12 protein-coding genes are annotated in these 12,379 nt (G+C 68.9%); 8 read left to right on the top strand and 4 right to left on the bottom strand.

The window, feature by feature from the left end:
- Positions 1–28: 28 nt before the first annotated feature.
- Both fliP and ASG72_RS11290 read right to left on the bottom strand, forming a co-directional pair.
- Complete coding sequence (fliP, locus tag ASG72_RS11295) at positions 29–796, bottom strand: flagellar type III secretion system pore protein FliP (RefSeq protein ID WP_056712284.1); 768 nt, start codon at positions 794–796, stop codon at positions 29–31.
- Between the two features lie 154 nt (positions 797–950).
- Complete coding sequence (locus tag ASG72_RS11290) at positions 951–2,501, bottom strand: flagellar biosynthetic protein FliO (protein ID WP_156395904.1); 1,551 nt, start codon at positions 2,499–2,501, stop codon at positions 951–953.
- Between the two features lie 257 nt (positions 2,502–2,758).
- On the opposite strand from ASG72_RS11290, the gene flgB reads away from it, so the two are divergent.
- The 7 genes from flgB (at position 2,759) to ASG72_RS11255 (ending at position 8,733) form a co-directional block, all read left to right on the top strand.
- Positions 2,759–3,154, top strand: a complete 396-nt coding sequence (gene flgB / locus ASG72_RS11285) for a flagellar basal body rod protein FlgB (protein WP_056712278.1) — start codon at positions 2,759–2,761, stop codon at positions 3,152–3,154.
- Positions 3,155–3,164: 10 nt separating this feature from the next.
- Positions 3,165–3,575: a flagellar basal body rod protein FlgC gene (flgC, locus tag ASG72_RS11280; RefSeq protein ID WP_056712277.1), complete on the top strand. Its 411-nt coding sequence runs from the start codon at positions 3,165–3,167 to the stop codon at positions 3,573–3,575.
- Between the two features lie 29 nt (positions 3,576–3,604).
- Positions 3,605–3,925, top strand: a complete 321-nt coding sequence (locus tag ASG72_RS11275) for a flagellar hook-basal body complex protein FliE (protein ID WP_056712274.1) — start codon at positions 3,605–3,607, stop codon at positions 3,923–3,925.
- 34 nt (positions 3,926–3,959) lie between these two features.
- Positions 3,960–4,226 (top strand): flagellar biosynthesis protein FliQ, encoded by a 267-nt coding sequence (gene fliQ / locus ASG72_RS11270; RefSeq protein WP_056712271.1) that lies wholly within the window; start codon positions 3,960–3,962, stop codon positions 4,224–4,226.
- Positions 4,227–4,297: 71 nt separating this feature from the next.
- A complete protein-coding gene (gene fliR / locus ASG72_RS11265) occupies positions 4,298–5,056 on the top strand; it encodes a flagellar biosynthetic protein FliR (RefSeq protein ID WP_056712268.1) in 759 nt (252 codons plus the stop codon).
- Positions 5,057–5,062: 6 nt separating this feature from the next.
- A complete protein-coding gene (flhB, locus tag ASG72_RS11260; protein ID WP_056712265.1) occupies positions 5,063–6,130 on the top strand; it encodes a flagellar biosynthesis protein FlhB in 1,068 nt (355 codons plus the stop codon).
- 101 nt (positions 6,131–6,231) lie between these two features.
- On the top strand, positions 6,232–8,733 hold the full coding sequence (locus ASG72_RS11255; protein WP_056712262.1) for a PAS domain-containing sensor histidine kinase: 2,502 nt from the start codon (positions 6,232–6,234) through the stop codon (positions 8,731–8,733).
- Between the two features lie 14 nt (positions 8,734–8,747).
- Here the strand turns inward: ASG72_RS11255 and ASG72_RS11250 are convergent, their stop codons facing one another.
- Positions 8,748–10,205, bottom strand: coding sequence for a methyl-accepting chemotaxis protein (locus tag ASG72_RS11250; RefSeq protein ID WP_244488768.1), 1,458 nt, complete (start codon positions 10,203–10,205; stop codon positions 8,748–8,750).
- Between the two features lie 298 nt (positions 10,206–10,503).
- Complete coding sequence (locus tag ASG72_RS11245) at positions 10,504–10,872, bottom strand: hypothetical protein (protein WP_056712257.1); 369 nt, start codon at positions 10,870–10,872, stop codon at positions 10,504–10,506.
- A 261-nt stretch (positions 10,873–11,133) separates the two neighbouring features.
- Between ASG72_RS11245 and recA the strand changes: the two genes are divergently transcribed.
- Entirely contained in the window at positions 11,134–12,219 is a 1,086-nt protein-coding gene (recA, locus tag ASG72_RS11240; RefSeq protein WP_056712254.1) for a recombinase RecA, read from the top strand.
- Positions 12,220–12,379: the final 160 nt, after the last annotated feature.

Here is a 12,379-nt window from a genome sequence, read left to right as displayed (position 1 = left end):
TCGCAGCAGCGCTTTGGCCGGAGCTGCGCTAGCTTCCGTAACTCTTGACCAGCGAGCCCGCGACCAGCCCCCAGCCATCGACCAGCACGAAGAAGATTAGCTTGAACGGCAGCGCCACCGTGACCGGGGGCAGCATCATCATGCCGACCGACATCAGGATCGAGGCGACGACGAGGTCGATGATCAGGAAGGGCACGAACAGCAGGAAGCCGATCTCGAAGGCGCGGCGCAGCTCCGAAATCATGAAGGCCGGCACCAGCACCTGGATCTGGATGTCTTCCGGACGCTGCGGGCGCGGCTCCCGCGACATCTCCATGAACAGCATCAGATCCTTCTCGCGGACATGCTTGAGCATGAAGGTCTTGAACGGCACCACCCCGCGATTATACGCCTCCTGCGGCTGGATCTGCCCGGCGACCAGCGGCTCGACCGCATTGGTATAGGCTTCGCGCAGGGTCGGCGCCATCACGAAGCCGGTCAGGAAGAGCGCCAGACCGAGGATGACCGCGTTGGGCGGAGCGGTCTGCGTGCCGAGCGCCGAGCGCAGCAGCGACAGCACCACGACGATCCGGGTGAAGGACGTCACCATGATCAGGATCGACGGCGCCAGCGAGAGCACCGTGATCACGGCGATCAGCTGCAGCGCCCGTTCCGCCACGCCACCGCCCTGGCCCAGATCGAGCGACAGCGTCTGCGCCTCCGCGGTCCCCGCCAGCCCAGCGACGAGCAGGACCGCGGCGGCGAACAGGCTCAGCGGCAGGGGCCGGCTCGGGGATTTCGGTTCGTTCGGCGACACGTCTCTCGGACCGGCGCCCGACTCAGGCGACCGGGCCGTCAGACGCTAGAGCCCCGCCCCGGTGCGGGGCAACGGCCCGTGCCGTGACATCGGGGCGCGGCCCCGAACTTTCCTGTTGACCGCACCCGGTCCCGGCCGGTGCGGCGTCGCCGCCTCAGCCCTTGGCCTTCGGATCGCGGCCGAGCAGCCGCGCGAATTCCGCCTCGATCGCATCCACCGAGAAGGGATCGATCGCCGCAGGCTGGACATCCGCCTTCTCGTCCTTCGGCTCCTCGGCCTTCGTCGCGGGCGGCAGGCTCTCATCCTCATCCGCCTCCGACAGCACCGGTTCGGGCGCTTCGGGCTCGGACTCCGGCTCATGTTCGGGCTCGGGCTCCGGCTCATAGTCGGGCTCGGGCTCCGGCTGGACGAAGGCCGGCGCGCCGGTGCCGGAGGCCTGCCGCTCCGCCATGGCTGGCGCCTCGGCGACAGACGCCTCGGCTGCGGGAGCGAAGACGCTCGCGGCCGCGGCGCCCGACCTGCCGTTCGCCGGAGCCGGAGCCGGAGCCGCGGGCGCGGGCCCCTCGCTCCGGCCGATGGCCGGCACGGGCGGCGGCGCCGGCTGGGCGCCCGGCCGCGGCGCGCCCGGCTCCACATCGGCTTCTGCGGGCGCCGGCTGCGCGGGCGCCGGCGTATCGGTGCGCTTGGGCTTGAGACCGAGCGCGAATTCCAGCTCGGCCTCGACATCGATCGGCGTCGGCACCGGCCGTGCGGCGGCCTGCGGCGCCATGGCGGGCTCGGCGGCCGGCGCATCGAGCTCCGGCTCCGGCTCGTCCTCCGGCTCCGGCGCGCGCCGGGATTCGGTCAGGAAGGCGGGCGGCGTCCGCGGCTCCATGCGCACCTCCGGCGCACGGCTCGGCGGCGGCGGCGCGCGATCCTGGGGCTCGACCGCGGGGGCCGGAGCCGAGCCGGCCGGACGGACGGCGGAGAAAGGCCGCTTCAACGCCTCCTCGAGCTGGCGGGCCATGGCGTCGAGCTCGACCGTGCTCGCCGTCGGCGAGGGCGCATGGTCGCGCGTGAAGGGCGGCGGCGACACGCTCGGCGCCGGTTCCGGCGCGGGCTGCGCCGGTTTCGCCGTCACCCCGGCCGCGGCGCCCAAAGCCGCTCCGACCGCCAGCGCGGCCTCGACCTCGGCAGCGGGATTGCGCGGGGCGGATCGCGGCGCGCTCGGCTGCGGCGCGGCACCGGGCGGGGGCTCGGCCGCGGGCGGCGGCGCGGCGCGCGTCGGCAGCGTCGGCAGGAGATCCGGGGCGACGGGCTCCGTGCGGATGGTCTCGGCACGCGCAGGCTCGGCCGGCGCCGGCTCATAGGCCGGCGGGCGCTCCATCGGCGGCGCCTGGTCGAAGGGCAAGGGCGCGGGGGCGCGGCCGGCGCGGACGATATTGGTCTCCACCACCACGTCGGAGGCGCCGCCGATCATGATGAGATGCTCGACATTGTCCCGCCTGATCAGGACGAGCTGGCGCTGCCGGTCGAGATCATGGGTGTCGACGATGCCGAGCCGCGGCTGGCGGGCGCGCCCGCCGCTTTGCCCCTTCATCCGCAGCCGGCCGCCCTGGATCTGGCGGACGAACAGGCCCAGCAGAACGAGCAACACCAGGATGACGACCGAGGCCACCATGACCTTCTGGGCGGTCGAGAGATCGAAGCCAAACAACGTCTGCAAGGGCGGGCCTCATGAACGACGACGACAAGCTGCGCGTGATCGGCAATTCCGCACAAGCTTCAACGCCTTGCCTATAGCACAGGCTTCCGTCTGACGAAAAACATGGTGAATGCGTGGTTAACGCCGTCCACGGAAAACTGCGGGATTAACCACCCGTTAACCCTATGCCCGGCAATATTTGCCGAGTTGGCCCCGCCTGATCGCGGTGCCGACGGGGCGCGAGGCCCGGTGCGGCGCGCGAAACGGGGCAGATCAGCATGGCCAACACGACCCTTGGCGCCGGTGGCAACCTGATGCAGGCGCTGAAGACGCGCATGCATTGGAACCAGACCCGCCAGAAGCTCCTGGCCGAGAACGTCGCCAATGCCGACAGCCCGGGCTTCCGTCCGCGCGATCTGCGCGCGCCCGCCACGGAGAAGAGTTCGGTCGCGCTGGTGCAGACCAGCCCGGCGCATATGGGCCCGGCCGGCCAGCGCAACGGCTTCGACGGCGCGGCGGCCCGGCGTTTCGAGGTCACGCCCCGCGGCAATGCGGTCAATCTCGAGGACGAGATGCTGAAGGTCGCGCAGAACCAGGGCGAGTTCCAGCTCGCCGCTTCGCTCTACAGCAAGAGCCTCGGCCTGATGAAGATCGCCATCGGCAAGGGCCGCTAGGATAATCGCCATGGACCTGCTCAAGAGCATCGCCGTCGCCGCATCCGGACTGCGCAGCCAGTCCGGGCGCATGCGCGTCATCGCCGAGAACATCGCCAACGCCGATTCCGGCCCGGAACGCGCCGGCGGCGACCCGTATCGCCGCAAGATCCCGACCTTCAAGCAGCGCTTCGACCGGGAGCTCGACGCGCAGCTCGTCGATCTCGGCCGCGTCCAGCGCGACCAGAGCCAGTTCCGCAGCAAGTTCGATCCCGGCAACCCCGCCGCCGACGCGACGGGCAATGTCCGCATGCCCAATGTCAACGCCCTCGTCGAAAGCATGGACATGCGCGAGGCCCAGCGCAGCTACGAGGCCAATCTGAACCTGATCTCCTCCACGCGCCGGATGATCCAGCGCACCATCGACATCCTGCGCGCCTGAGCGCGCCGCAACCGGCTGGAGCCGACGCCATGGCCACACCGAATTTCGCTGCCGGCGCCTACGCATCGATGCAGGGCCTCGGCGCCGGCAATCTGATGCGCAAGCCGCAGGGTGCCGCCACCGGCGCCGGCGGGCCCGATTTCGCGGCGATGATCGGCCAGGCGCTGGAGACGACCGCCGATTCCGGCCGCAAGGCCGACACCCAGATGGCCAGCGTCGCGGCCGGCCGCGCCGATGTCGTCGACGTCGTCACCGCGGTCGCCGAGAGCGAGGCTGCGATCGAGACGCTGGTCGCGGTCCGGGACCGGGTCATCGCAGCCTATGAAGAAATCATGCGGATGCCGGTCTGATGACCGTCGTCCCCACCAGCACAGGATCACGCTGATGACCTCCGGCGCCATTCTCGACGTCGCCCGCGACGGCATGATCGTCTTCCTCAAGGCCGGCGGCCCCCTGATGCTGGTGGCCCTCGCCGTCGGCCTCGTGGTCTCGCTGTTCCAGGCGCTGACCCAGATCCAGGAGCAGACCCTGATCTACGTGCCGAAGATCCTCGCCACCTTCGGCGCGCTGATGCTGTTTCTCCCATTCATGGGCGACGCGCTTGCGGGTTATATGGGACGGATCGCCGTCCGAATCGCCACGGGCGAATGACCCTGCCGCATCGGCCGCCGGCCCGGCCCGACGCGCGGGCGTGTCACTGGCGCGGAGCCTGGAACCGGCCGATGCAGATCGCCATCCTGCCCGAGATCAGCGCCGTCTTCGCGCTCGTCTTCGCGCGCGTCGGCACCCTGGTCATGCTGATGCCCGGCATCGGCGAGCGCTTCGTGTTCTCGCGCGCGCGGCTGTCGCTCGCCTTCTTCGTCGCGCTGATGCTGGTGCCGATGGCGCGCCCGCTGCTGCCCATCCCGGCGAGCGTCCCCGGCATCGTCGGGCTGCTGCTCGGCGAGATCCTCACCGGCCTGGTCATCGGCCTCTGCGCCCGTTTCGTCATGGCCGCGCTGCAGACGGCGGGGACGCTGGTCGCGCAGAGCATGGGGCTCGGTTTCGCGATGACGGTCGATCCCTCGGGCGGGCTGCAGAACCCCTCGATCGGCAATCTCCTGACCATGCTCGGGATCACGCTGATCCTGGTGACGGACCTGCATCACGTGGCGATCGTCGCCATCCATGAAAGCTACCGCCTGCTGCCGCCGGGCGGGCTGCCGGGCATGGGCGACGCGCTCGGCCTCGCCATCCGCACGGCCTCGCAGGGCTTCTCGCTGGCGGTGCAGATCGCCTCGCCTTTCATCATCTTCGGCCTGTTGTTCAATGTCGGGCTCGGCGTGCTCGCCCGGATGATGCCGCAGCTGCAGGTGTTCTTCCTCGCCGTCCCGGCCTCGATCCTCGGCGGAATGCTCGTGCTGATGGTCGTGATGGGCGTGATGATGAGCGTCTTTCTCGAATCGCTCGGCGCCTTCCTGCGCCAGCTGACGGTAGGCTGACCGGCGATGTCCGAGGATGCCGAACAGGACGACAGGACAGAGGAGCCGACACAGCGAAAGCTGGACGAGGCGACCGAGAAGGGCGACGTCCCCAAATCGACCGAGATCGGGACCTTCTTCGTCCTGTCGGGGCTGACGCTCGCTTTGCTCGTCTCGGCCGGATGGTCGGCCCGCGATGCGGCGCTCTCGCTGCGCGGCTTCCTGATGAACGCGCATCAGGTGCCGAGCGACGCGGCCGGCTTCTACGCCGTGACCAGCAAGGGCGTGATGACCGGCTTCATGGCGCTGGGACTGCCCTTCGCCTTCATTCTCTGCGCCGCCCTGGCCGGGGCGCTGATCCAGCACAGGCCGCTCTGGACCTTCGAGCCGATGACGCCGAAGCTCGACCGGATTTCGCCGATGGCGGGGTTCAAGCGGGTCTTCGGCAAGGAGGCCTGGATCAACTTCGCCAAGGGCCTCGCCAAGACCGGCCTGGTCGGCGTCGTCCTCTGGATCACCTTCTGGGGCGAGCACGACCGGCTCGAGAGCTTCGTCCAGATGGACGTCCAGGCGATGCTGCCGACGACGCTGACCTTGACGATCAAGCTGCTCGGCAGCGCGCTCGCCCTGTTCGCGGTCATCGCCCTCGGCGACTTCGTCTGGCAGCGCTTTTCCTGGCACCAGCGCCAGCGCATGACGAAGCAGGAACTGAAGGACGAGTACAAGAATTCCGAAGGCAATCCCGAGGTCAAGGCGAAGCTGCGCCAGATCCGGGCGCAGCGCGTCCGCAAGCGCATGATGGCCGCCGTCCCCAAGGCGACCGTGATCATCACCAACCCGACCCACTTCGCGGTGGCGCTGCAATATGAACCCGGCATGGCCGCCCCGCTCTGTCTCGCCAAGGGCGTCGACGCGGTGGCGCTGAAGATCCGCGAGGTCGCCGGCGAGCACCGCGTGCCGATCGTCGAAAACCCGCCGCTCGCGCGTGCGCTTTATGCAACGGTCGAGATCGATGACGAAATTCCTGTCGAACACTACAAGGCCGTGGCCGAAGTGATCGGATACGTCTTGCGCCTGAAGGGCCGCCGCGCCTAACTCCCAGATATGCTCGACGCCCAGGAATCCCAGGAGCGCAGATGCGGCCCGCCGCCCGGCCCGGCCGCATGGCTCCCAGAACAACGGACGGAACGGCCGCAATGAGCGGAAGCACGGCGACCACCGCCATCGATCGCTCGGACAAGCCGGGCCATGTCGGCATCATCCTGCTAGTGGCGGGGCTGCTGGTCGGCGCCGCGATCGCGCTCGGTTTCATCGCCAATCACTGGGCGCAACCGCTGATCCTGGGGCTGCTCGCCCTGCTCTCCGTCATCGGCGTCTTCGGCCTCTTCGCCTTCGCCATCGGGCTGGTGCAATTCGCCGGCCGCGCCGCCCGCAACGATCTCACCAAGGCGATCGTGGACGGTTCCGAGACCGGCATGGTGGTGACCGAGGGCGAGAACCGCATCGTCTATGCCAACGAGACCTATCTCGCTCTGGCCAGCGCCCGCGGCGCCAGCGATATCCGCCCCGTGGAGCGGCTCTTCACCGGCAGCCCGGAAGTCTCGGAGGCGATCTACCGCCTCGCCACCGCGGCGCGGGAAAGCCGACAGCTCGCCGAGGAGATCCGCATCGAGCCCGGTCTCGGCGGACGCAGCGGCGTCGGCTGGTACCGCATCCGCGTCGCGCCGGTGCGCCGGGAGGGGCGGCCGGGCACGCTGTGGAGCGTCTCCGACATCACCCCCGAGCGCGAGCGCCAGGAGAACGCCTTCCAGGAGCTGCAGCACGCGATCGACTATCTCGATCACGCCCCGGCCGGCTTCGTCTCCATCGATGCCGATGGCGAGGTCTCCTATCTCAACGCCACCCTCTCCGGCTGGCTCGATTTCGATCTCGCCCGCTTCGGCTCCGGCGGGCTGCATCTCGAGGATATCGCGACGCCCAACGCCGCGGCCCTGATCCGGGCGATCCGCGGCCAGCCCGGCGATGTGCGGATCGAGGTGCTGGATGTCGACCTGAAGCGCCGCAACGGCGCCACTTTGCCGGTGCGCCTGCACCACCAGGTCGCCTTCGGCAGCGACGGCCGCGCCGGCCTGTCCCGCACGCTGGTCCTCAACCGCACCTCCGGCGAGGCGGGCGCGGATGGACGCAGCGACGCCGAGGTCCGCTTCTCCCGCTTCTTCCACTCCACGCCGATGGCCATCGCCACCGTCGACAAGAGCGGCGCGATCCTGCGCTCGAACGCCGCCTTCACCCGCCTGACCCAGAACGGCCCGCAGCCCGCGACCATCCAGCAGCTGCTCACCAGCGGCGCCCCTTTGGAGCGCGCCCTCTCGGAAGCCATGGCCGGCCGCGCCGACATCACCCCGCTCGACGTCACGCTGGTCGGCGAGGACGGCCGCTCCGCGCGGCTGTATCTGACGCCGGTCGCCAATGAGGATGCCGATGGCGAACGCGCCATCATCTACGCGCTGGAGACCACCGCCGAGCGCAAGCTGAAGGACAATATCGACCAGGCCCAGAAGATGCAGGCGGTCGGCCAGCTCGCCGGCGGCATCGCTCACGACTTCAACAACGTGCTGCAGGTCATCATCAACGCCTCGGAGTTCCTGCTGGCCAGCCATCGGCCGACGGATCCCTCCTTCCCCGACATCATGCAGATCAAGCAGAACGCCTACCGCGCCGCCGCGCTGGTGCGCCAGCTGCTCGCCTTCTCGCGCCGCCAGACGCTGCGGCCGCAGGTGCTTGAACTCGGCGACGTGCTCTCCGACCTGTCGCTGATGCTGAAGCGCGTGGTCGCCGACAAGGTCGCGCTCGACGTCCGCCAGGGTCGCGACCTCTGGCCGGTCAAGGCCGATCTCGGCCAGCTCGAGCAGGTGATCGTCAATCTCGCGGTGAATGCCCGCGACGCCATGCCCGATGGCGGCAAGCTCACCGTCCGCACCCGCAACGTCGCCGCCGCCGAATGCGCCGGGCTCGGCTATGCCGCGCTCCCGGCCGAGGATTATGTGCTGCTGGATGTCGAGGATACCGGCACCGGCATTTCGCCCGAGCATCTCGACAAGATCTTCGAGCCCTTCTTCACCACCAAGGAGGTCGGCAAGGGCACCGGGCTCGGGCTCTCCATGGTCTATGGCATCGTCAAGCAGACCGGCGGCTTCGTCTTCTGCGATTCGGTGATCGGCCAGGGCACGACCTTCCGCATCTTCCTGCCGCGCCATGTCCCGACCGAGGAGGACATCGCGGTCGAGGCGGCGGCGAAGGAGCCGCCCAAGCGCCTCGCGGCGGACCATACCGGGGCGGGCGTCATCCTGCTGGTCGAGGACGAGGACGCGGTGCGCGCGCTGAATGCGCGCATGCTGGTCTCCCGCGGCTATACGGTTCACGAGGCGGCCTCCGGCGTGGAGGCGCTCGACATCTTCCTGCAGCATGACGGGCAGATCGACCTCGTCGTCTCCGACGTGGTGATGCCGGAAATGGACGGGCCGACGCTGCTCGGCGAGCTGCGCCAGCGCAACCCGCGCACCAAGGTCGTCTTCGTCTCCGGCTATGCCGAGGAGGCCTTCCGCAAGAATCTTCCCGAGGGCGAGGATTTCCAGTTCCTGCCCAAGCCCTTCACGATGAAGCAGCTGATGGAGACGGTGAAGGCGGCGATGGGCTGAGCCCGCGCACCGGCTCAGGCGGCGCGGATATCGCGCAGGAACCGCGTCACCGCCTTGTCCAGCTGGTCGGCCTCGCTGCTCAGCGCCGTCGCCAGCTCCAGCGCCTGCCCGCCCAGCGCGCCCGCCCCGCTCGCGGCTTCCGTCGCGGCCAGGATATCCTCCGCGGTCGCCCGCGCGCGAGCCGCGGCCTGGCCGGCGCCATCGGCGATATCGGCGACCATGCCCGTCTGCGCCGTCACCGCCGCGGCGATCTCCAGCGCCGCTTCCGACATCGCCTCGACGATGCCGATGACCTGCCCGACCGCCTGCGAAGCGCCCGCCGCCTTCTCCTCGATCAGCCCGATCTGCGCCACGATGTCCTCGGTCGCGCGCGCCGTCTCCTGGGCGAGCTCCTTCACCTCCGCCGCCACCACCGCAAATCCCCTTCCGGCCGAGCCCGCCCGCGCGGCCTCGATCGTCGCGTTCAGCGCGAGCAGATTGGTCTGCTTGGCGATGCCCTGGATGACCGAGACGACACCCTCGATCTTCATCGCCGCATCGCTCACGGCCGAGACGGCGTTGACGGTGTCGCGGGTGCGATCGAGCGCCGCGCGCCCCACCGTCACCGACTGCGCGGTCTTCTCCGCGATGCCCCCGATCGTATGGCGCATCGATTCCAGCGCATCGACCGACTGGCCCACCGCCGCTTCCGAGACCGAGGCGCCATGCGTGGCGGAGCGCCCCGAGGCCTCGACCCTGTCGGCCGTGGCGACCAGCGATTGCGACGAGACCCGCAGCTGGGACGAGACATTGGCCATGCGCTGCAGGACGAGCGCGATCGCCTGGGCGAAGACTTCGGTATGGGATTCGATGCGCTTCGTCCGGCCCTGCTGCAGCTGCGCCGCCTCGGCATCGGCCGCCTGCATCTGCTCGTTGCGCATCTCCGCGACGAAGCGGTCGATGAAGGAGCGATAGGTGATCCTGGCGATGACGCCGACGATGAAGAAGTAGTTGAGATAGATCACGATCATCACAGGCAGCTGGTCGCCGGCATTCATCGTGACGAAGACGAAGCCGCTGAACGCGATCGGCGCCGCATAGGCGATCGAGGCCGAAGGCAGGCTGATCATCGACAGGAAGCCGTTGCCCATCAGAGCGGTGATCATCATCGCCAGGATGACCCGGTGATCGTCCGTCGGCGGCACCACCAGGAGCCCCGGCACCGCCCATAGGCAGCCATGCATTCCCGCCACGATGGTGACCTTTCGGCAGCCGCGACGCGAGGCCCTGAGCCTCGGGGTGACGGAGCGATTGCGCATCCAGTCCAGCAGGCCCAGCGCGGCGAGCGTCACAGCGAGCAGGCTCCACACCAGCAGCGGAAGCGAGCCCGGCGTCGGCGCGAAAATCGCCGCCAGGGCCATGGCGTTGACGATGTTGCAGAACATCAGGATCGGCGAGAGCCGCGTCACCGCCTCCATCTGACGTGCGCGCAAGCGCCCCGCGACCTCTTCATGGGAAGGGTCCAGGAACTCGAATTTGCGCGGTACATCTTGAACGAGCACGACCCTTGACCTCACCCGTTTTAGGTAATACCGCCCATCTTTACGTAAGGTCGTAAATATTTCACTGATTATCCGCCATATCTGTCGGCGTATCCCTTGGGGCAGGTCGTGAGATGGCATCCGGCCGGCATGCCGCAGTGCTGGTCTCGTGCCGCGAGAGCGGTCGGCGAACCATGTCGCTGCTGAGGGAGCCCCGCCGGCGCGCCGCGCACGATGCGGCCAGGGCGAGCTAGCGCGGCCTCTTGCGGCGCACACCCTGCCGGCGGCCGAGAGTTTGGCCGTCATTGCGATAGATGGGGACGGTGAGTGCGCGCGAGGACGGCACCGCCTGCCCCGTCACGCCGCCGCCGATCGGCGGGCCGGCGCCCGGAATGCCGTTGCCGGGGGCCCGCAGCCGCATATCCGGCACGTGATCGGTGATCGAGGGAGGACCGAGGCCCTGCCTGGGGCCACCGGGCGTCAGCGGCGCATTGCCCGGCGTGCCGATCTGCGCCTGGGCGCTATCCACCATGAGCAGGCCGGCGAATGCGAGGGCCGCTCCGACGCCGCGGGACCGGGAAAGCGCAAAGCCGGATCGTTTGAAGAAAAACCCGTCCATGCCCTGTCCCTGCGCCAGCGGATCAACCTGGTCCGGCGAGATCTTGTTCCGGCCGCGGATGATTGCGCGGAGTGTACTACCGTCGGAGCAGCGCCGCGAGGCCGAGGCTTTTGGCGACCCTCGCCTCCCGCGCCCACTGGACGTGGTCAGGGATGACAAGAACAAAAAAAGAACTTGCCGCTGAGAACAAAACATGATCATGTCCCGCATCGGCGCGTGGATTGAGATGTCCCTGCGCCCCTGCCATAAGGAGCGGCAATCGTGAATCAGGCGAATCTCAAGCTCGTGGAAGGCTCTTCGATGGACAAGGCCAAGGCGCTGGACGCGGCGCTCTCGCAGATCGAGCGCGCCTTCGGCAAGGGCTCGATCATGCGCCTGGGCAAGAACCAGCAGGCGATCGAGATCGAGACGGTATCGACCGGCTCGCTCGGCCTCGATATCGCGCTCGGCGTGGGCGGCCTGCCCCGCGGCCGCGTCATCGAGATCTACGGGCCGGAATCCTCCGGCAAAACGACGCTGGCGCTGCACACCATCGCTGAAGCCCAGCGCAAGGGCGGCGTCTGCGCCTTCGTCGATGCCGAGCATGCGCTCGACCCCGTCTATGCCCGCAAGCTCGGCGTCAATCTCGACGATCTGCTGATCTCGCAGCCGGATACCGGCGAGCAGGCGCTCGAGATCACCGACACCCTCGTCCGCTCCGGCGCCATCGACGTGCTGGTCGTCGATTCCGTCGCCGCGCTGACGCCGCGCGCCGAGATCGAGGGCGAGATGGGCGATGTCCAGCCCGGCCTCCAGGCCAGGCTGATGAGCCAGGCCCTGCGCAAGCTGACGGCCTCGATCTCGCGCTCCAACTGCATGGTCATCTTCATCAACCAGATCCGCATGAAGATCGGCGTGATGTATGGCTCGCCCGAGACCACCACGGGCGGCAACGCGCTGAAGTTCTACGCCTCCGTGCGCCTCGACATCCGCCGCATCTCGACCCTGAAGGATCGCGAGGAAGCGACCGGCAACCAGGTCCGCGTCAAGGTCGTCAAGAACAAGGTCGCACCGCCCTTCAAGCAGGTCGAGTTCGACATCATGTTCGGCGAGGGCATTTCGAAAGTGGGCGAGCTCATCGATCTCGGGGTCAAGGCCGGCATGGTCGAGAAATCCGGCGCCTGGTTCTCCTTCGACAGCCAGCGTCTCGGCCAGGGTCGCGAGAACGCCAAGGCCTTCCTCAAGGCCAATCCCGACATGGCCGCCCGCATCGAGGCGACGATCCGGCAGAATTCCGGCCTGGTCGCCGAGCGCATCCTGGACGAGGCCACGCCGACCGAGGATGATCTGGACGAAGGCCAGGCCTGAGCCGGGCCGGGTGGCGCGGGCGTGACCGCTGCTGCCGATACCACAGGGCGGCGCCGGGTCGGCGCTGCCGCCTGACGGGATCCATCGGGCGCTGCCCCGAGCCGGGCGGCGCGCCTGGCTTTCGATCCGGCCAGGCCCGCCGCGCCCACGACCCGGCTTT

It is taken from the genome of Allobosea sp. Leaf344 (assembly GCF_001426225.1).
GTDB lineage: Bacteria > Pseudomonadota > Alphaproteobacteria > Rhizobiales > Beijerinckiaceae > Allobosea.
This window is presented reverse-complemented; position numbering and strand designations above follow the sequence as displayed.

Excerpts from the sequence above, each read along its gene's own strand:
- flgB (WP_056712278.1), top strand. The coding sequence starts at position 2,759 with ATGGCCAACACGACCCTTGGCGCCGGTGGCAACCTGATGCAGGCGCTG.
- flgC (WP_056712277.1), top strand. The coding sequence starts at position 3,165 with ATGGACCTGCTCAAGAGCATCGCCGTCGCCGCATCCGGACTGCGCAGC.
- ASG72_RS11275 (WP_056712274.1), top strand. The coding sequence starts at position 3,605 with ATGGCCACACCGAATTTCGCTGCCGGCGCCTACGCATCGATGCAGGGC.
- fliQ (WP_056712271.1), top strand. The coding sequence starts at position 3,960 with ATGACCTCCGGCGCCATTCTCGACGTCGCCCGCGACGGCATGATCGTC.
- fliR (WP_056712268.1), top strand. The coding sequence starts at position 4,298 with ATGCAGATCGCCATCCTGCCCGAGATCAGCGCCGTCTTCGCGCTCGTC.
- flhB (WP_056712265.1), top strand. The coding sequence starts at position 5,063 with ATGTCCGAGGATGCCGAACAGGACGACAGGACAGAGGAGCCGACACAG.
- ASG72_RS11255 (WP_056712262.1), top strand. The coding sequence starts at position 6,232 with ATGAGCGGAAGCACGGCGACCACCGCCATCGATCGCTCGGACAAGCCG.
- ASG72_RS11245 (WP_056712257.1), bottom strand. The coding sequence starts at position 10,872 with ATGGACGGGTTTTTCTTCAAACGATCCGGCTTTGCGCTTTCCCGGTCC.